The following is a 19746-nucleotide window of genomic DNA, read 5'->3' as shown; positions in this document are numbered from 1 at the left end:
AATATATTTATGCAGGCAGTAATTTATTTCTATATTTATGAGGCTGAAGCTTCCGAACGCCCCTGTTATAATTTCATAACCATATAGGTTTCAGAGATACACCAGCTTGCCTTCATTCCAGCCGCTCACGTATAATAATAATTACAAAGATTGGAATTGCTCGCAGAAATCTTTTTGGCGTTTATATTTTAAATGAGTTGTAACCGTTCATGCCAAAGGAGGAAATGAATTATGTCTATGTCGGCCCCCAAACCAGGCCGGAAATACACCTATGGCGACTACCTGAAATGGCCGGGTGAGGAAAGATGGGAGATAATCGATGGCGTACCCTATATGATGAGTCCTGCTCCATCCAGCGAACACCAGAGGATATTGCTCGAGATTGCTTCACAACTGCACCTTTACCTGCGCGGAAAAAGCTGTATGGTCTTCCCCGCCCCCTTTGATGTGCGCCTGCCCCGGGGAGACGAAAAGGATGAAGACATACAAACCGTAGTGCAGCCTGACATCGTGGTAATATGCGATAATTCTAAACTTGACCGGAGAGGTTACCGGGGAGCTCCAGCTATGGTTGTGGAAATCCTGTCGCCCCAAACCACGAAAAAGGACCTGCGGGAGAAATATGATCTCTACGAGCGTTCCGGAATAAAAGAATATTGGGTAGTCTTTCCCCTGGATCAGGTCCTGGATGTTTATCTGCTGGACGAAGAAGGCAAATACCAGAAGAATCGTACCTATGAAAAAGATGCCCGTGTTAAGCCCAGCATCTTTGAAGACCTCGAAATAGACCTGGGCCTGGTGTTTCGGGATAATTGATTACTGCTACAGGAATTACAAACATAATAATGTCTGCTTTTAATAAGGACGGATTAATTATGTCCATGTCGGCCCCCAAACCAGGCCGGAAATATAGCTGCGGCGACTGCCTGAAATGACCTGATGAGAAAAGGCGGGAAATAATCGACTTATCCCACAGATTACACCTGCTCAATCAATGGGGGTAATATGTCTGTCGCATACAGAGGAAGACTCGTCAGCCCTTCTGCCTGATTGGATGCTGATAAGCAGGAATACGCCCATCACCATGATAAGCAAATATAAAACCGGTTCAAACAGACCAGTTTTGTGGGAAGGCAGCGGGGCTGCCCGCAGGAAGCGGTTAAGAAAACGGAAGCCGGTAAACCAGATAACGAACGTGAGAAAGGCGCACCCGTCTTTTTTACGCTGCCGCAGAATATATGCTGCCAGCAGGGCGCCGAAAAGCGCCGCCGCCAATTCATACAACTGGGTGGGATGCACAGGCAGCGGACCCACAAGCGGCAGCCCGAACAACAAAGCGCCCTTCTGTCCTGCGGCCAGCTGGTAATTATGGGCAAAACTGCCGGGAGGAAACACCACTCCCCAGGGCAGCTCGGTTACCTGCCCGAAACAGCACCCGTTCAGGTAACACCCCACCCTCAACAAGGCCAGCCCAAAAGCCAGTCCGATAACAAAAGTATCAGCCATACGCCAAAGCGGCAGCTTTAAAATACAGCAGCCTGCCCATCCGACTATTGCCGCCAGTATTAGCCCGCCGTACAGGGAAAAACCCGCCGGGCTCACGGCCCATAATAGTTCGGGCTGGCTGCGGATAATATTCATATGGGTCAAGGCGTACATGATCCTGGCCCCGGGCAACATAGCCGCAGCGGTAACCACGGCCCAAACCAGCGTCTTGCCGCGGGGCAAACCGCGCCGGGCCGCAAACAAACAGCCCAGGGAAACAGCAGCCGCCGCGGCCGCCAGCATAAAAACCGTATAGCTTCTCAGGGCCAGTTCATGTCCCGCCAGATTAATATTAATATATGGGTGCATTATGCCCTGACTTATTTCTTATTTTGCGAACTGTTCTTGTTGCCGGCGTCTGGTTTTGCTTCTTGCAGCGTTGGCAGCATACTCTTCCTGCAGTTCCAGACAGCCTTCAAAGTAACGCCCTGACCGCTGCCGGTAGCCGTACCGTTGATGATCAAGACTTTATTGTCATTATCCTTATTAACCATGCCCTTCATATTTACAACCCCGCCGTCCTTAGATGCGGAAACCGTCAACAAGCCGCTGTTATAGCTCACCGGATACGTTTGGGCTCCCGAATCGCGGCCGGTATTAATGGTCAAGCCCAGAGTGCCGCTGCCGTTTTTATCCAGCTGCAGGTTGTAGGTGGCAGGCAGGGGATTATTTATCAGGGACTTTATAATCTCTGGCCCTAATGCTTCGCAGCCAGCGACAATTTGATCGCCCGGACCGCCGCCGCTGGACTTCTGAGGGCTGCTGCCGCTGCTTTGGGGCATATTCAAGTATGTTATGGTAAAGGTACCGTTCCACAGGCCATTCATCTCCTCAGCGGTGGGAAAAAGATCAATGCCGAATTTCTCTTTTACCATCTGGGCATATTTCTGCCAGCCATCCGGCTTGGTATACCAGGCCTGGGTGAGAGCAACCAGGTCAGCATAGGATACATTGGTTTTGTTGGAGAAGGCTCCGTTGGTCAGTCCTTTGCGCCCGGTGTCCTTCAATATCTTATCTTTCAGGTGTGTCAGCAAATCGAGGCGCTGTTCCATGGAATACTGCTTATCATAACCGAACATGCCAACTTCCAGGAGTTTAGCTTCTTTATATTTGTCTACCAGTTCTTTCAGCTTCTCCTGTTCCGCGGCTACCTCTTCATCATCCTTCATCCTTTGTTTGAATTGCTTTTCCAGGTCATTTTTGACCAGAGCCCTGATCCGGTCCTTTTCCGCATCGGTCAACGGAGGATAACCGGCTTCGCGGCGCACCTGCTCCTGGGCCTGGATGGCTTCGATACACAGCTGCCGGGATACTCCCTTCATCTGTTCCCATAATTCATCGAAATTGCCTTTTTCCACGTTATAGCCCCAGAAGGGTATTTTGCTGGAAGCCCCGTTCTTATAGACCTTGTAGGCCGCTTCGACTTCAGAGTTTCGCCACCAGTCGATCTGGAGCTGTACGGCGGAAGCCGCTATCTTAATGGCCGTTGTGGCAATGAACTGGTCAGACAGGTGCGTTCCCATGATCCGAACCGCTTCCAGTTTGTTGCCGGCGGCCAGAGCGCCCGCCGCCTGGCTGGCAGCCTTGACCGTCCCCGCGCCAAAATCATCTGTAATTCCTTCCAGAGCCTTGGATAGTTTGCTCTTAGGAACAATATCCACGATCTTTTTGCAGGCCAGGAGATTGATCTTTTCATTCAAATCCGTGACTTGATCAACGCTGGTCCCATTTGCGTAGGCTTCCTGGATATTCTTCCTGATGTCGCCCCATTCGCCGTCTTTCAGCAGACTTCCCAGCACCTTCATCTTCATGCTTTCGTCTTCTATACCCAGTTTATCGGTTAAAATATGGTCGATTACCTTACCCGCGGCTTCATCAAACTTCGAATTCACAGCGCCATGGGCCCACGTGACCAGGGCTTCATTCTGGGTCCATTTCTTCAGCCTCTCGTCGACGCTGATCTCGCCGTACCCGAACAGACTGAAATGATATGTAGTAAAAGTCAGCGTGCCGGCGTTAAGATCAACCTTATCGGGCTTGATATAGTCCCAGTTTTCACCATTATAGTACGTGACCCAGAAACTTCCGGGATCGGTTTTGCCCTTTATAGCCTCTTTGTCCAGTTTCATGGTAATGGTTACCGGTTCGTTAAGGCGCGTCCCTTCGGTGCTGCCGGATGTGATTTCAATGGGGGATCCCAGAGGGGTTATTTCCTTTCCCATTACTTTGGGAACTTTTTTAGGGGTCGCGACTGTAACCGCAGTAGCCTTATCAAATGTCCTGCCCGGAATATCGATCTTCACCTGGTTGCTATCCAGATTGCCCAGGCTGACTGCTTCGCCTGCACTGGTGGCCTTAAGCGGGGTCGTAATTACCTGCGGGTATTCCCAGGCGGTATCCCCTCCTCCTCCGCATCCAGCCAGAGAAAATGTAAACACAAACAGTAAGAGCAAGGCCAGCAAACGATGCTTTTTCCTCAAAGCACAATCTCCTCCCATAATTAGAATACTGCCTTTTAAGGTTCGACGTTTCTTTGTAAAAACCTTCACATAAAGGATATTACCTCAGAAAAAACGATATTACATGAAATATTTTCCCATAATCCCCGCCGCTGTTTCGGCAAACACCGTAAACTGCAGGATCTGTTCACATTCCTCTGGTTTTCTTTCCTTAATGCTTGTAAAACCACTTGCCGGTCAGCAGAAAACTTATAGTCAACCGCTGCATCAAATCACCAATTACCCCGGGCTTGCCTTCATATAAACCGCTCATTTATAATAGTAATTACAAAGATTGGAATTGTCCGCAGGGCTTCTATCAGCCGGTATTTATATTATTCCGTTCACGCAAAAGGAGGGAATGATTATGTCCATGTCGGCCCCCAGACCAGGCCGGAAATATACCTACGGCGACTACCTGAAATGGCCTGATGAGGAAAGGTGGGAAATAATCGATGGAGTGCCCTATGAGATGTCTCCGGCCCCGTCTACCGAGCACCAGCGCGTTTCCACTCAACTGCTGGGACAATTGATTCCCTTTGCGGCCAATAAGCCCTGTAACATTTTCCATGCCCCGTTTGACGTGCGCCTGCCCTGGGGAAATGAAAAGGATGAAGAAATAGACACGGTAGTACAGCCTGACATATGCGTAATCTGTGACCCGGCCAAAATCGATGCCAGAGGCTGCAAAGGCGCTCCTGATCTGGTTATCGAAATACTCTCACATGCCACGGCCAAGAAAGACCTGTCGGAAAAATATAATCTGTACGAAAAATGCGGGGTTAGAGAATACTGGGTGGTATTTCCGAAGGAAAAGGTTCTGGATGTGTATCACCTGAATGACAACGGCATCTATGATAAAACCGGCACCTATTTTGACAGTGACATAATGGAGTGCGAACTCTTCCCGGGCCTTGCCATTAAGCTGGAAGATGTGTTTGCCGGCATATGAGGGTTAAGCGCGCAAGCACCAGGATAGGCCAGGTGATTATGGGACCTCCTCTTCCGCAGTTTTTTGCCAATTCTACGATTCAACCCAAGCTTTCAAAACCCGGCTAGTCTCTGGCATCATAGCCTTGCGGATGTTTCCTGTGCCATTCCCAGGCGGTACCAACGATATCATATATATCAGTATGAACAGGCCTCCATCCTAGTTCTTGCTTAATCTTTTCAGAACTGGCAACAAGAATGGCCGGGTCTCCAGCACGCCGCTCCAAAACCGCACAAGGAATAGACACTCCGCTCACCTGCTCCATCGCATTCAGCACTTCCCGCACCGAATAACCCTGGTTGTTGCCCAGATTATAAATCCTGCTGCTCCTCCCGTCATTCAGCGCGTCCACCGCCAGCAAATGCGCTGAGGCCAGGTCGTTTACATGGATATAGTCCCGTACACAGGTCCCGTCCGCAGTCGCATAATCGTCACCAAAGAGGCTAAAACAGGGAATTAGCCCCAGGGCTGCCCGGGCTAAAATAGGGATCAAGTGGGTTTCATTCTTATGGTCCTCGCCGATAACGGCTGACGGATCGGCCCCGGCAGCATTAAAATAACGCAAAACAACGTATCTTAATCCATAAATACGGCCATACCACTCCAATATATTTTCCACCATGAGCTTGGAAGCGCCGTAAACATTGGCGGGCCTCGTCTCAACGTCCTCAAGTATCGGGATTATCTCCGGTTCACCGTACACAGCAGCAGTCGAAGAAAAGACTATCTGCTTAATGTTATATTCCATCATGCATTCCAGGAGACTGACGGTATTACTCACATTATTCAGGAAATACTTTCCCGGCTTTTGCATGGACTCGCCCACCAGGCTGCACGCCGCCAAATGAATTACTGCTTTAATCGGGTAGTCCATAAATAGCTGCCTGAGCAAGCTCATATCTCCGGCATTTCCTTTTATAAAAACAATTTTGCCTCCAAAATGGTCAGCATTATTTTCTATCGCCTGAAGAGCCTCCAAATGACCGGTAGAGAGATCATCCAAAACAATAAATTGCCGTCCTTCTTCATACATGCGTTTGACGATATGCGAACCTATATATCCGGCCCCGCCAATAATAAGATACATCACAAACTCCTCAAACCGCTAATAAGCGTTTTTATTTATGAAACCCTTGATAATAGTTAATACTAAAATCCGAAAATCAAACCACAGGCTCCAGTTTTCAATATAATAAATATCGTGCTCAATACGCTTTTTAATCGAAGTATCCCCGCGCCAGCCATTCACCTGCGCCCAGCCGGTAATACCCGGCCTGACCTGGTGTTTTACCATATACTTCGGGATTTCCTCCTTAAAAATATCCACAAAATACGGTCTCTCCGGCCTCGGCCCCACCAGGCTCATCTCCCCGCGTAATACATTAACCAACTGTGGCAGTTCATCTATACTGGTACGCCTGATAAAACTCCCTACCGGAGTAACCCTGGAGTCACCCTTGACCGTCCAGCGGGTCTTATCCTGCTTTGCTGGCTGCATGTACATAGAGCGAAACTTATACATATTAAAAGGCCTGCGGTTCATCCCTACCCGTTCCTGCCGGTATATGACCGGTCCCGGGGAAGTGCACTTGACCAGTATAGCGACAACCAGCATCACCGGCGAAAAAAGTATTAGTGCAAATAACGAACCAATAATATCGATAGCCCTTTTGATAACCTTATTCACAATATTATCAAGGGGAATGTGGCGGATATTAATAACCGGCAAACCGTCCAGTTCCTCCACATAGGGACGAGCCGGGATATACTTGTAATAATCAGGCACTATCTGTGTCCTGACCCCGCTCTTTTCACAAGCGGCAATAATGTCCCCTAATTTATCATAATCGGTTAAATCCAGGGTAATAAACACCTCATCAATGCCCAGGCTGTTAACCACCGTTTCGAAATTGGCCAGGCCTCCCCCAAACCTTACCCCTTCAACAACAGAATCCGCTTCGTAATCATCGTCCAAAATACAGGCTATCTCGTAACCCCAGTGCCGGTGTTCTTCCACCCGCTGTATAAACTCCTGCGCCAGGTCGCTGTAACCCACCAGCAAGATGTGCTTAATATTCAGCCCTTTCCTGCGCGCGGAACGAAGAACATAACGAATGAATGCCCGCTCGCAGGTGAGAATGACAACGGAGAGCAGGACAAAAATCGCAAGAAAGTAGCGGGAATAATCAACCTGTTTTAATATGTACAGAAGGGTTATTAACAAGAGCAGCCCCATTAAATTAGCGGTAAAAATATTACGGGTCTCTTCAAAAAGGCTTTTGTAGCGATAGGGGGCATAGAGATCGAAGGAATTATACAGGAGAAGAAAACCGGGAATAACTAAAATGGCCAGTCTAACATAATAGTCCAAAGTCAAATGTACTGATTCTAATGCTATCAAACCTGTCTGAAAACGAATCACCCAGGCTAAGTAATAAGCTGCCACTAGAGATAAAGCATCAATCCCCACCAGCAGGCGGTTCAGGTGTTTTTGGTTTTCCTTGATCAAAAGAGTTCACTTCCTATGTTGCTTGAACAGTTCCAGACGATACCTTATACCTAATATACCAGTTTTCTTATCTGCAAAACACGGATATTGCCTCCAAAAATAAAGAAGTCCTTATGTACAGGCCTCTGGTTTTTATTGGCTAATAACTTATTTCCAATCCTACAGTATTCAGGAAGCCAAACAGTTCTTTTTTAATACTTTCTAAAACTTCCGGCGTACGGCCTTCACAGCGAACAATCAACTCAGGTCCAGTATTAGATGCCCGCACCAGCCCCAGCCTCCGGGAAAAAGAATCCTGGCCCCATCAATATCAATAACCTCATATAGAGAACGGTAATGTTCCAATACCTGGTCAACTATCGCAAACTTCGCATGATCACTGCTCTTAACCCTTATTTCCGGAGTAGCATAGTATTTGGGCACATCCACCAGCAAGTCATCCAGGTTTTTATCTGAACGCGATAAAATCCGTAACAGCCGCGCAGCAGCATACAAGGCATCATCATAGCCGTAATACTCATCCGCAAAAAACATATGCCCGGACATCTCCCCGGTAAAAACCGCCCCTATTTCCTTCATCTTCGCTTTGATCAAAGAATGCCCGGTTTTATATATCATAGGCCGGCCCCCCAGCCTCTCTATCTCATCAACCAAGGCCTGCGAACACTTGACTTCCACTATACAATCCGCACCAGGATAGCGGAGAATAATCTCCCGCCAGTATAGAATCATCAACATATCGCCCCAGATAATGCTGCCTTTGGGGCTTACTACCCCCAAACGGTCTCCATCACCATCGAAACCAATCCCCAGGTCAGCTCCCTCCGCCCTTACTGTATTAATCAAATCCCGGCAATTTTCGACCTTCACCGGGTCCGGGTGATGATTAGGAAAGGCGGGATCAGAATCACAATACAATTCTATTACCTCGCAACCCAGTTCACGAAGCAGGCGGGGAGCTATGTATCCTGCCGTACCGTTGCCGCAGTCCACCACTACTTGCAAACGGCGAGGCCCCATTTGTATCCGGCCCTTTATATCTTGAACATATGCGTCGTTTACATCTATGGAACTGAATTTTCCCCGCTTTGCAGACACAACCCCTTCGCCATTCATAGCCCGGCGGGCGATTTCCTGAATCTCTTCCCCGTATATCGTGGAACTGCCCAGCAGCAGTTTGCAGCCGTTATCATGCCCCGGGTTATGACTGGCCGTAATCATAATACCCGCATCAATATCCAAATAACGGCTGGCAAAATAAAACACCGGGGTTATAACCTCACCGATATCGATGACATCGAGACCGCAGGCCAATAAAGATTCAACCATACCATCTCGAAGCTGCAAAGAGCTGGCCCGGTTGTCGCGCCCTACCAGTATACGATCGTGCCTCCGCTCCAGAGCGTAAGCCCCAAAAGCCCGGGCAATCTGTTCGGCTCCCTGAACATCAAAATCCGTTCCCACTTTACCCCTAATATCGTACTGCCTGAATACTGATGCTGATAACAATAGTCCGTCCCTCCACTGCGATTACTTATTTCGATTCTTACGTTGAGTAAAATCCCCATAGAGTTTATCAATCATATTCGTAAACTCATTTATGAACCTATCTACTCCGAAACCCTCAGCATGTTTGCGGATTATCCCGCTGTCAAAACCATTCTCATTTTTAATAAAACAGTCTATAGCCTGGGCCAGGCTCTCTTCATCCTGGCGGTAAAAAAACAGTCCGCTGCGGCCTTGCAGAACCGTTTCTAACGCTCCCCCGCGCCCATAGGCTATAACCGGTTTCCCGCATGCCTGGGCCTCCAGAGGCATAATCCCGAAATCCTCTTCGCCCGGAAATATGAACGCCCGGCAATTCTGGTATAACTTTAGCAGTTCATCATCACTTACCCTGCCCAGAAACTCTACGGTCGGTCCGGCTATAGATTTAAGCCGCTTGTATTCCTCCCCGTCACCGGCAACCATCAATTTTAACCCCTTCCGGCTGCAGACTTTAACGACCAGATCCACCCTCTTATATCCTACCAGCCGCCCTGCCGACAAGAAGTAATCCCCTTCCATTTTAGAGCCGGGGATAAAAAAATCTGTATTAACCGGGGGATATATAACTTCAGACTCTCTACGATAATGTTTATATATCCTCCCGGCTACATTTATAGAATTTGCGATAAAATAATCTACCCTGTCCGCAGCAACACGGTCCCATAACCGTATGTGATGCATATGGCGGTTTATGTAACAACGAACCAGGTTACTCCGGCCTTCCAGGTAATCCTGGTAAAAGTCCCACGCATAGCGCATAGGGGTATTGCAGTAACATATATGGCAGGTATCGGAGCGGGTTATAACCCTTTAGCACAACAAGTCGAGGAACTGATAACCAGGTCATATTCACGCAGATCAAAAGCTTCTACCGCCGCCGGCATAAACTGGAGAAACCATTGGTGTTTTTTCCGGACCAGCGGAAACCTCTGCAGGTACGATGTACGGATATCTATGTTTTTAAACGCCTCCGGCATAGCTTTCTGGTTATACACCAGCGTATAAATAGGCGCTTCGGGAAAAATACGATGAATTAATTCCACTACCTTTTCCGAGCCATCCATAGAAGTCAGCCAATCGTGAACAATGGCCACTCGCATTTAGAACTTCTCCTATTTTTCAATATGCAGCTTAACCAGGGTTGTGGGCGAACCCTTTTCCCCAAACCAGGTTACGCCTTCCTGAACCAGGTCAAGCTCTATTATATAAGTTCCAGGCTTTTGCTTAAACCCCAGCTTAATATCCATATCAATTTCACTATCCGGCCTGATATCATGCGGCAATTCAAAACGAGGATTATCGTAAACCAACACCTTCTTTTTTTCATCCAGCAAATGATATGACAAATGCACCGGCTGCTGCCGCCCTTCATCCAGATAAAATTACCTTCATTGGCCACAACCAGATTCATTTTAACCTTTTCACCCTGCTTAATACTAATATCATACTGGTTCGGTAATATCCTGGCCTTGCATACTTTATTGTCCTGATCCAGCCCGTTTTCCACCATATAAATCCGGCTCATGACCCGGGCATTATATACAACCGCCCCAATAATCAGCAACCCCAGTACAACCAGTAATAAGGTCTCCCATTTGCGATTCATCAGAAATCCTCCCACATTACTCCATACACTCCCGGTAAACCTGAAGGGTCTCCCCTGCGCACCTCTTCCAGGAAAACCGCCTGGCCCGTTCCAATCCCTGCAGAGACATCTCCTGCCGCAGAGAACCGGATTCTGCCACTCGGGTCATAGCAGCCGCCAGATCCTCCACCTGTATGGGTCCACCAGGATACCCGCATCGCCAACCACTTCGGGAATAGATGAAGTATTTGAACTGATTACCGGTATCCCACAGGACATCGCCTCCAGGGAGGTAAGCCAAAGCCCTCATAAAGCGAGGGATAAACAAATGCTAACGCCATATTATATAATACCGCCAGATCCTCGTCCCTTACATAACCGGTGAAAATTACATCCAGGTCCAGTCCCAGCGAACTCACCAGAGAAAAAACCCCCTCATTGAGCCAGCCCTTCCCACCGGCCAGCACGAGTTTTATCTCATCCGGGAAATTCCCCTCCTGCCTGCAAAGGTAATATGCTTGCACCAGGCGTTCCAGGTTCTTCCGCGGTTCTATATTACCGACAAATAGTACAAAATGCTCAGGTAATCCGTATTTTGCAATCATCTCATCTTTTTTATCTTTATCTACTTTAAACGGTCTAAAACTCTCATCAGCCCCCAGATAGGTAACCTTTATTCTTTCAGGCGGTATTCTTAGAACCTCTTCTATTTCGCGGCGTGAGTTTTCGGATATGGTGATGATCCTTGACGCATTTCTCATACGGCCCTCAAACAACCGCAGCATCTTAACTCTGCGCCATGGGTGATATTGAGGGAAAAAACGATATGATAAATCTGCTATCGTCACCACTGTAGCACCATTAAACTTTCGCGGAACATAGTTGGGTTCATGAAATATATCATAACCCTGCAGGCTTTGAGAAGGGAATGGCAAATATTTTCTAAAATGTTTTTCTTCAACGACCAGATTATGAACATTATCAAAGCCGTTCTTCTCCAGCATCCGCCAGACATTGCCCCTTATAGCCATGGTCAGATCAAAGCTATTGTCAGTAAGGCGGCTCAACTCTCTGATAAGGTTATATGTATAATAGCCAATACCTGACTTACCGGTATTAATAGTGTTGGCATCAATTAAAACCCGCATAGAATTATATCCGAACCCCGTATATTTAATCTGATAATACAAAATCAGGGACTACCATATGGTAACCCCCCTCTATTCTACATAATGTTTTTAAACCAGGAAACGCCTTGTTCATAAAATCCATTTATATGCAATTACTTTGGTGTTAAACTTTAAGTTCTAATTATCCGGTATCGTCCTTGATCCAAACATCAATATACCCTGTAAACCATCCGTCTGGTAGGAACCATAAAATAATATTATTATGACTTATAAAACTTATCTATGACCGAAATAACATCACTTATCTCACTTTCGCCAAGTCCATAATATATTGGTAATCTCAATAACCTCTCGCTTTCTCGTGTAGTAAAATTATCATTACCATGAAAATAGCCATATTTCATTCCTGCCGGTGAACTATGTAAAGGTATATAATGGAACACACTATTTACTTCATTTACTGTCAGATACTCAATTAGAGCCGTTCTTTCCTTCAAGTCACGTACTTTAATATAGAACATATGAGCATTATGTTGGCAACTTTCAGGTATATGAGGAAGTTCAATTTTTCCCATATCAGCAAGAGGACTGAGTTCTTCATAATAAGAATTCCAGCTATTAATTCGGTTGTTATTTATGTCTTCAGCCATCTCCAATTGCGCATATAGATAAGCAGCATTCAGTTCACTGGGCAAATACGAAGAGCCCATATCTATCCATGTATATTTGTCCACCTGACCACGATAAAACTTTGAGCGGTTAGTTCCTTTCTCGCGAATTATCTCCGCCCTTTCAATGAAACGCTCATCATTAATAATCAGAGCCCCCCCTTCGCCGCAGGTGTAGTTTTTGGTCTCATGAAAGCTGAAGCAACCCATATGCCCGATCGTCCCCAGATATTTACCTTTATACTTGCTCATGACCCCCTGGGCAGCATCCTCAATAACCAGCAGGTTATTCCGCCTGGCAATCCCCATAATCGTATCCATTTCACAGGCCACACCAGCATAATGTACCGGGACAATAGCTTTTGTCTTTTCTGTTATAGCTGCTTCAATAAGGTTTTCGTCCATGTTCATAGTGTCGGGACGAATATCAATAAATACGATCTTCGCTCCGCGTAATACAAAGGCATTGGCGGTAGAAACGAAGGTATAGGAGGGCATTATTACTTCGTCCCCGGGCTGAATCTTTGCTAAAATGGCTGCCATTTCTAAAGCATGGGTGCAGGAGGTTGTCAATAAGGCTTTCTTGCATCCAAAATTTTCCTCCAGCCAGGTGTTACATTTTTTTGTAAACGGGCCGTCACCAGATAGCTTTTGATTTGACAGTACCTGTTTAATATAATAAATTTCTTTTCCCAAAATAAGCGGCATATTAAACGGAATATTCATTCTTATTAATCAAACCTTTCGTCCAACCAAAAGTAACGAACCTCCAAAAGGAAATGATACTCCCGCTTTAATAAATAATCTTTCAAAACTCAAAATACATTCCAAACTCTTATTTAATATCGGGGTTACCTTAAGCTCTCCAATAGGGTTAAACGGTTCATTTTGTGATTTACTTCGCAGACGTGACATAAGCATCAAAGGAAATAATAATGAAACAAAGGAAGTGATTCTCTCGACCTTAAACCCGGCTCTCTCCACCTTTACTTTTAGTTCTTTTTCTGTGTATCGCCTAATGTGACAAGCAAACTCATCAGTAATACTCCACATAAAAGGATGTTGTGGAACAGTAATAAGTATACCCCCACCTTTGATAACTGATCTAAATACCTCAGATAAAACAAGTTCATCTTCTGGAATATGTTCTAAAACATCGAAAATTCCTATTACATCAAACTCATTATCAAAAGGAATCTTTCTCGCATCCATCTGAAAAAATTGCACATTATCTAATCGCTGAGATGCAAAATCAAGACCGCTAACAAAAATATCGGTTCCATTTAATGTTATTTGGGGAAATTTTTTTTGTATTCCCGATAGCACATAACCTGTTCCACAGCCTATCTCCAAAAAGTTTCTGATTTGAGGAAAATATTTCTGTACGGTCCATGCTATCAAACAATTACGTGATCTAAACCAAAAGTTTTGGTCTTCCAATATAAATAAATCATTAAAATATGTACTTAAAGCCTTCACTTTCTTTAGTTAGGTCTGGGGCAAAACATAAATAGCCTTCTTTATTTATAGGAATAAACCCACATTCTGGACAGTTCCATTCTGATATATTAAATCTAGCATTACAACTCAGGCATATTTTCATAGATCCTCCAAGATAATCTCTTAATAAGTTGAAACAATAATACCTGTTATGATTAAAATAATTCCGAATACCTTATATCGGCTAGGTTGCTCTTTTAAGAAAACCCAACTTAACATTAAAACAAATACATAACCTATTGATTCAAGAATTGGGCCATTTTTTAATTCTATCCCACGATAAGCGAATATTGCACCCAATGTTGATATACCCATGAGCATATAACCAATTATGACTTTAGTATTTAAGTATTCACTAATAAAGTTCCTATGTCTTGAATCAGCGCTTCTTTTAAGAATAATCTGGGCAAGTGAGGCGATAAATACCGATAATAGGAAAATTGCCACGTATTTATTTAGCATCTTTAAATACCAATACTATTCCGGCAATAACCAATACTGCACCAAGAATGTTATTAACCGTTATGGTTTCCTTAAAGAATATGACCGCCCAGATAAAGGTCCAAATAATTACGGTACCTTTGTTTGCATAGGCTACCGATAACTCATTTTTTTTTAGAACTTGCTGCCACAGGATCGCGTATAAAACGATAAAAAATAATTCCACGCTATAATAAATTAAAAACTTATTTGATAGAAAATCTACAGTCGAAGCTTTCTTTGCAAATATACCAGCGATGCTAAGTATCATTATTGAAAGCTGCAAAAAAAACATGCCTAACCATCGTTTACTTGACTCTGCCATCAATTATACACTCCCGACTAATTATCAACATAAAATAGTGCATGAATGCATGCCCATTGCAGTAAAGTTCTTATCTCAAGGCATCTCTCAAAAGAAATGTTCTTCCATGCCCAGGGAATACAATTGTGTCTGCACTTAGAGTTTCAAAAAAGGGTATAGTACGTTTATAATATGCTTCTTCGCTTCCGCCAGGGAAACGAAAAATAACCTCATAGTCGTTCAATAACGTATCACCTGTAAATAGATATTTGTTGTCTATCAAAATACAACAACTTCCCTCCGAATGACCTGGCGTCTTTTGTATTAAAATACTATGACCATGCCAACTAAAATTGTAATAATCCATAAATTCAATATCAGCTTTTTGACACCGGTAATTCCTGTTTATGTTTGGTATTGCAAATTGTTCTGATTCAGTTTTCTGTTTTCTGAGTGTCAATAATATATGATAGTATCGCGCCATGTTATGTATTGGGCTTTGTATAGACTCACTGCATTTTTTATGTGCAATAACAGGACAGTGAGATAATTCTCTAAGTTCGTTCAATCCGGCAATATGATCATAGTGTTCATGGGTAAGAATAATAAATTCATTATGCAAATGACCGCTAAAAATATATGGCTCTATTAAACTTGAATTACAGGGATCAATGATAATCATTCTGCGTGTAGAGGGATCTGAAACAATATATCCATTAGTATCAGTTAACCGTTCGACAACACAGCTTATTTGCATTAAATAACTCCCTAAAACTCAAAATGTCGGGCTTTTAGTGCTTAAATAACGGATATCTTTCTTGACAAACTTCTGATCAAGTCGTAACCATCCCACACCAGATTAAAGTCCATGGATTTGCCCATAGGAACAACCCTATCCACTCCATGAGGTCTATGATCCACTAAAAACTGTTCAAGTTCGTCTTTGCTTAATCCGTAATAAGTCAATGTCTGACAACGTTCGTCGCATACCGGAATGATTTCATGTAATGACACTGCATCATATTCGAAGAAAAATCCGCTGTTATATTTATAGTTCATCAAGTCATTATCAAGATAACTAACTGCTATTCGATTTATCAGCTGATCTTCGCCTTTTTCCAGTTTAACTTCTCGCTGAGATGCAATTTTATACAATGCATGCAGTTTTCCAACCGATTGAACCGGAGCAAGCGTATATTTTTCCTTAACCAGTAAGTAAACAGAACCCCAAAATTCTTTCTTAGCTTCGTCTTTTTTATTACCCAGCCAGATTATAATTCGCGGAGCAGTGCAGGCATTCTGATCGGAAAAATAAGTATCATTATAAAAATCCTGTGCAATCCGGTCTTTGTTATCTGCCTTAAGATATTCGTCCGCGTTAATTACCGCTATGGAATAACGGTCGGCGAAGGTGATCTCATTTGCTCTCGGCTTAAGCGGTGACTCCCTAATTTCTTCAATCGTACGATCTCCACCCCAAATAACTCGGCTATCACAGATTGATGAAAAAATATCAGTTATTTCAGTTATCGCCGGATATTTAACCATACAGATATATGAAGCTAAATTCTTATGACTATCTTCCAGCAGTTCATTTACCGCTAGGCATATAATCTTCACCTGTTCAAATTCTTTGGCCGGAATACGTACTATATTGGCATTGCCCGCCAGCAGACCAGCAGCAAAACTAAAAGCAAAATTCACAGGCACATTAGAAGGAGTACTATGAAATACGATGCCTCTCCCTAACCGATGTGCTATATCATCATAATTATTTTTTTCCCGCTGAAGAGCTGCCCGCCGGCACCAAAAGCCAAAAGTCATAACATCGGAATAGTATGTACCGGAGCGCATTACCTTCTTGGATAAGTCATTAAGGAAAGATAGAACCTCATCAGAGAACGGCTGCAACGGAGATATTTTAAGCATCTGGCTTAATGTATCTTCATTACCTACAACAAAGCGTAATTCTTTATACTTATCTGAACGTAACATTGTATGTATCACTGCATCCCCTCATCTCGCATTCTGAAGCCGGCCTAACACTATAAAGTATTTACCTTTCCTGCCGCATGGGCAATCATCTTCACCCAAAATAACGCCTTCATCCTCGGTCAGTAAAGAATGACCCGGGTATGATTCGGGGAGCATTGAAACGACTTGAATAATGCCAGTTTCATTTATATCACAAGGAGAAAAATCTAAATGTCTCCTGGTTATAATATCAGAGAATATACTTGCATGTAGATGTCCATACTCACATTCCATATAAATGGAACCCGTCTGTTCAACCATTCCATAATAATCATGAATATCGGAAAGACCGCAGACATCCTCCAGGCATTGTTTGAATTGATCAGGGGATACAGCTTCGGCAATCAATTTCTTCCAGCCACCACCGTGAATAAGAATGCCTTTAGATAAATCAATCCTTAGCTCAGCTTTCAATAGTTCCTTATAAAAATGATGCCATACCATATAGGTAAACCCGAAAAGCATAATTTTCTGTCCTTGATGACGATCTAAAAAAGACTCAATGGCAGCAAAATCGATAGTCATATCATCATCAAGCGCGTAGGTTTTATCAGTCCCGAAAATGGAAAAACCCAGGATACCCGCTCCTCTAGCAGAGAACATTGAACGATTTTTAATTACAGAAGGGCTGTCAATTATTAACATTGGCAATCTTGCTGAATTTGTGAAATTAGAAACAATCTTTACCAGGGTTTTTTGCTGATTGCTGGAGGTTGTCTTGTCGAGAAATATTTTGGATACTGCTTGTCCCGTCGTTCCAGAAGAAGTCATGATTTTGAATACTGCGGACTTGTCTACACTTAAAAGTTCTAATTCTTTGAACAAACTCACCGGCAAAAAAGGGATGTCATAATAGCCTTTTATTTTTTCAGGATTAAATCCAATCGCATCCAGCATTCGTTTATACTCTACGCATTTGTTATAATGTGCGATTGTTAACTGTCTAAGCGTTTCTGATAGTAGTTGTTCTTTGGTATTTTTATCTAGTGAGTATGGAGGTATTACAAGTATTTCCTCATAGTCAATCATAATACTTCTCCAGTTCACTATATAATGTTTTCCCGGATTCATTTTTAGGAATCGCATCAATATATCTTACTTTGAATGCTATATGATTCAATCCTGTCTTACTGGTAATAAACTGTTTTATATTTTCAAGTAATGCTGGATTTGTAACAAATATATGCATGGCATCGTCTATTCCCCCACAAGCACAGTCACAATCTTTGAAGTTATCTTTGATAATCCGCTCAGTCTCATCAAGATTTATCCGGTTACCGAATATCTTCAGGAACCGTTTTTTGCGGCCAACAATATAATAGTATCCTTCCTCGTCACGTTTTGCCATATCTCCGGTGACCAGAATTCCTCCACGTTCATCACTCTTTTTCAAGTCTTCTCCATACTCCGCATATCCCAGGGTAACATTAGCTCCTTGATATACGAGTTCTCCAGTTACCTCAGGTTCGCTTATCTCTTGTCCATTTATATCTATAAGCGAGAATTTGCCTCCTGGTATAGCTATCCCCATGCTGCCAGACTTTTCAATTGATTTTTCATGAGGCAAATAGGACATACGCGCGGTAGCTTCGGTCTGGCCATACATTACAATAAATCTTTTGCCATTCTCCCTTGCGTACTCGGCAAACCTTTTGTGCAGCTCCGGCGAGAGTTTCCCCCCCGCTTGGGTCATGGTTCGCAAATAAGGAAGGTCCATACGGTAGAACCGTAATTTGTCAAGTATTTCATATGTATAGGGAACACCCCCAAAAGATGTGGCCTTATATTCTTTTAACTGCTGCCAGAATTCTTTTTGCATAATTGATTTTTCAGTAAGTATTATTGATGCGCCTGTATATAAATGAGTATTGATTATGGAAAGTCCATAAGTATAGCTCATGGGGAGTGTAGTAATCGGCCGCTCTGTCTCGTCAAGCCGAAGATACTCCACAATAGATTCGGTGTTGGCATTGATATTGGCATAACTCTGCCTTACAAATTTCGGACTGCCAGTTGAACCTGAGGTTGTAAGAAGCAAAGCAAGTTCATCATATAATAAATATTCATTGGTATATGGGGTCTTTAATAATGAATAATTGTACTGCGAATAAACCTCGTTAAAATACTCAAATTCGTTTTTTCTAGTTGAGGGGAGCCATAAGTAATCCGGCTTATAAGCCTCAATCAATGAATCCAGTAGTGTGCTATCGAGGTGCGCATCGAGAAGCAAGGGAACGATATGATTGTTAATAAAGGCCACATATCCAATCAAAGAACCTATCTCATTAGAGCAAAGATTAAAAATTAAGCATCTGCCTGAAGTAATGTTATTAATAAGCTTATCGCAATCATTTTCAAGGCAAGCATATGAATAACTATTTCCATCTTCAGTAATTACGGCAATATTGCTTCTAAACTTACCAAACTGCCATATCATTGATATTCACCATCTAATATGTATTTAAAATATAATATTATATTTTGCCAATATTTCTTTTCCTATCTCATAAGAACTCATTTCTATTATATCATCTGCATCTAGCATAATTTCAAACTCGTCTTCGAGTCCAGCAACCAGACTCATGTGCCCTATACTATCCCATTCTTTAATATCTTGATACTTAAGTCCGTTTAATTGTTCCCGGGAAATTCCAAAAGTTTCGATAAATATTTTGTTGTACTTTTCCAGGTTGTCCACTATATTAACCTCCAATTGATCATTTATAGTCTTCTTCTGTAAGAAGGGTATCCGCTTCCACATCACGAATCAAAATTTTACCAACTAAATCGTATATTTTTTCCGGCGGTAATCCTGTTCCTGGGCGTTTTGCATCTAACATATCAATGCTCAATCTTGTTCCCGCTTTTAAATCTTTAATTGCTATAATACTCCGGCGCATCTTTAAAATCTGTTCTTTTTCAGCACTAAGAACAATTCTTTCAGTTTCGCCAAG

At 43.5% G+C, this 19746-nt stretch carries 22 protein-coding genes and 1 pseudogene; 2 read left to right on the top strand and 21 right to left on the bottom strand.

Going from position 1 to position 19746, the window contains the following annotated elements:
- Positions 1–231 precede the first annotated feature (231 nt).
- Positions 232–816: a Uma2 family endonuclease gene (locus JCM14374_RS03935; protein ID WP_369397292.1), complete on the top strand. Its 585-nt coding sequence runs from the start codon at positions 232–234 to the stop codon at positions 814–816.
- Positions 817–987: 171 nt separating this feature from the next.
- On the opposite strand, the gene JCM14374_RS03930 is transcribed toward JCM14374_RS03935, so the two are convergent.
- Positions 988–1854, bottom strand: a complete 867-nt coding sequence (locus tag JCM14374_RS03930; protein WP_054693749.1) for a prolipoprotein diacylglyceryl transferase — start codon at positions 1852–1854, stop codon at positions 988–990.
- Positions 1855–1865: 11 nt separating this feature from the next.
- Positions 1866–4025 (bottom strand): hypothetical protein, encoded by a 2160-nt coding sequence (locus tag JCM14374_RS03925; RefSeq protein WP_054693746.1) that lies wholly within the window; start codon positions 4023–4025, stop codon positions 1866–1868.
- A 385-nt stretch (positions 4026–4410) separates the two neighbouring features.
- On the opposite strand from JCM14374_RS03925, the gene JCM14374_RS03920 reads away from it, so the two are divergent.
- Positions 4411–4995 (top strand): Uma2 family endonuclease, encoded by a 585-nt coding sequence (locus JCM14374_RS03920; protein ID WP_054693743.1) that lies wholly within the window; start codon positions 4411–4413, stop codon positions 4993–4995.
- Positions 4996–5098: 103 nt separating this feature from the next.
- Here the strand turns inward: JCM14374_RS03920 and galE are convergent, their stop codons facing one another.
- The 19 genes and pseudogenes from galE to JCM14374_RS03840 all read right to left on the bottom strand — a co-directional run.
- Entirely contained in the window at positions 5099–6124 is a 1026-nt protein-coding gene (gene galE, locus JCM14374_RS03915; RefSeq protein WP_157048944.1) for a UDP-glucose 4-epimerase GalE, read from the bottom strand.
- A 15-nt stretch (positions 6125–6139) separates the two neighbouring features.
- A complete protein-coding gene (locus JCM14374_RS03910) occupies positions 6140–7543 on the bottom strand; it encodes an undecaprenyl-phosphate glucose phosphotransferase (protein ID WP_054693736.1) in 1404 nt (467 codons plus the stop codon).
- A gap of 139 nt (positions 7544–7682) precedes the next feature.
- Positions 7683–7811, bottom strand: coding sequence for a hypothetical protein (locus tag JCM14374_RS15610; RefSeq protein ID WP_369397291.1), 129 nt, complete (start codon positions 7809–7811; stop codon positions 7683–7685).
- Complete coding sequence (locus JCM14374_RS03905) at positions 7781–9052, bottom strand: phosphomannomutase/phosphoglucomutase (protein WP_369397290.1); 1272 nt, start codon at positions 9050–9052, stop codon at positions 7781–7783. Before JCM14374_RS03905 ends, JCM14374_RS15610 begins: the two co-directional genes overlap by 31 nt.
- A gap of 21 nt (positions 9053–9073) precedes the next feature.
- Positions 9074–9850, bottom strand: coding sequence for a glycosyltransferase (locus tag JCM14374_RS03900; RefSeq protein WP_242848815.1), 777 nt, complete (start codon positions 9848–9850; stop codon positions 9074–9076).
- A 41-nt stretch (positions 9851–9891) separates the two neighbouring features.
- Positions 9892–10191: a glycosyltransferase family protein gene (locus JCM14374_RS14435; protein WP_242848814.1), complete on the bottom strand. Its 300-nt coding sequence runs from the start codon at positions 10189–10191 to the stop codon at positions 9892–9894.
- Between the two features lie 101 nt (positions 10192–10292).
- Positions 10293–10697, bottom strand: coding sequence for a hypothetical protein (locus tag JCM14374_RS03895; protein ID WP_054693733.1), 405 nt, complete (start codon positions 10695–10697; stop codon positions 10293–10295).
- Positions 10698–10713: 16 nt separating this feature from the next.
- A complete protein-coding gene (locus JCM14374_RS13375; RefSeq protein WP_157048943.1) occupies positions 10714–10866 on the bottom strand; it encodes a hypothetical protein in 153 nt (50 codons plus the stop codon).
- Positions 10842–11824: pseudogene (locus JCM14374_RS03890) on the bottom strand (glycosyltransferase family 4 protein). The gene JCM14374_RS13375 and the pseudogene JCM14374_RS03890 overlap by 25 nt, the downstream one beginning before the upstream one ends.
- A gap of 242 nt (positions 11825–12066) precedes the next feature.
- The gene (rffA, locus tag JCM14374_RS03885) at positions 12067–13200 is read right to left on the bottom strand and encodes a dTDP-4-amino-4,6-dideoxygalactose transaminase (protein ID WP_054693727.1); all 1134 of its coding nucleotides are present in this window, start codon (positions 13198–13200) and stop codon (positions 12067–12069) included.
- 9 nt (positions 13201–13209) lie between these two features.
- On the bottom strand, positions 13210–13953 hold the full coding sequence (locus JCM14374_RS03880) for a class I SAM-dependent methyltransferase (RefSeq protein ID WP_207641583.1): 744 nt from the start codon (positions 13951–13953) through the stop codon (positions 13210–13212).
- Between the two features lie 144 nt (positions 13954–14097).
- A complete protein-coding gene (locus tag JCM14374_RS03875; RefSeq protein WP_242848813.1) occupies positions 14098–14421 on the bottom strand; it encodes an EamA family transporter in 324 nt (107 codons plus the stop codon).
- Between the two features lie 4 nt (positions 14422–14425).
- Positions 14426–14779, bottom strand: coding sequence for an EamA family transporter (locus tag JCM14374_RS03870; RefSeq protein ID WP_054693721.1), 354 nt, complete (start codon positions 14777–14779; stop codon positions 14426–14428).
- A gap of 70 nt (positions 14780–14849) precedes the next feature.
- A complete protein-coding gene (locus JCM14374_RS03865; protein WP_054693718.1) occupies positions 14850–15515 on the bottom strand; it encodes an MBL fold metallo-hydrolase in 666 nt (221 codons plus the stop codon).
- 41 nt (positions 15516–15556) lie between these two features.
- Positions 15557–16765 carry an acyl-CoA reductase gene (locus JCM14374_RS03860; protein WP_207641582.1) on the bottom strand — a complete coding sequence of 403 codons (1209 nt, stop codon included), beginning with the start codon at positions 16763–16765 and terminating at the stop codon, positions 15557–15559.
- A gap of 9 nt (positions 16766–16774) precedes the next feature.
- Positions 16775–17821, bottom strand: coding sequence for a LuxE/PaaK family acyltransferase (locus JCM14374_RS03855; protein WP_369397289.1), 1047 nt, complete (start codon positions 17819–17821; stop codon positions 16775–16777).
- Positions 17814–19229 carry an AMP-binding protein gene (locus JCM14374_RS03850; protein WP_054693712.1) on the bottom strand — a complete coding sequence of 472 codons (1416 nt, stop codon included), beginning with the start codon at positions 19227–19229 and terminating at the stop codon, positions 17814–17816. The genes JCM14374_RS03855 and JCM14374_RS03850 overlap by 8 nt, the downstream gene beginning before the upstream one ends.
- Positions 19230–19253: 24 nt before the next feature.
- Positions 19254–19490: a hypothetical protein gene (locus JCM14374_RS03845; RefSeq protein ID WP_054693709.1), complete on the bottom strand. Its 237-nt coding sequence runs from the start codon at positions 19488–19490 to the stop codon at positions 19254–19256.
- Positions 19491–19509: 19 nt separating this feature from the next.
- Positions 19510–19746: SAF domain-containing protein (locus tag JCM14374_RS03840; RefSeq protein WP_242848812.1), on the bottom strand; the 237-nt coding region annotated here is incomplete at its 5' end.

The organism is Syntrophomonas palmitatica JCM 14374, assembly GCF_001311885.1.
Lineage (GTDB): Bacteria > Bacillota > Syntrophomonadia > Syntrophomonadales > Syntrophomonadaceae > Syntrophomonas_A > Syntrophomonas_A palmitatica.
This window is presented reverse-complemented; position numbering and strand designations above follow the sequence as displayed.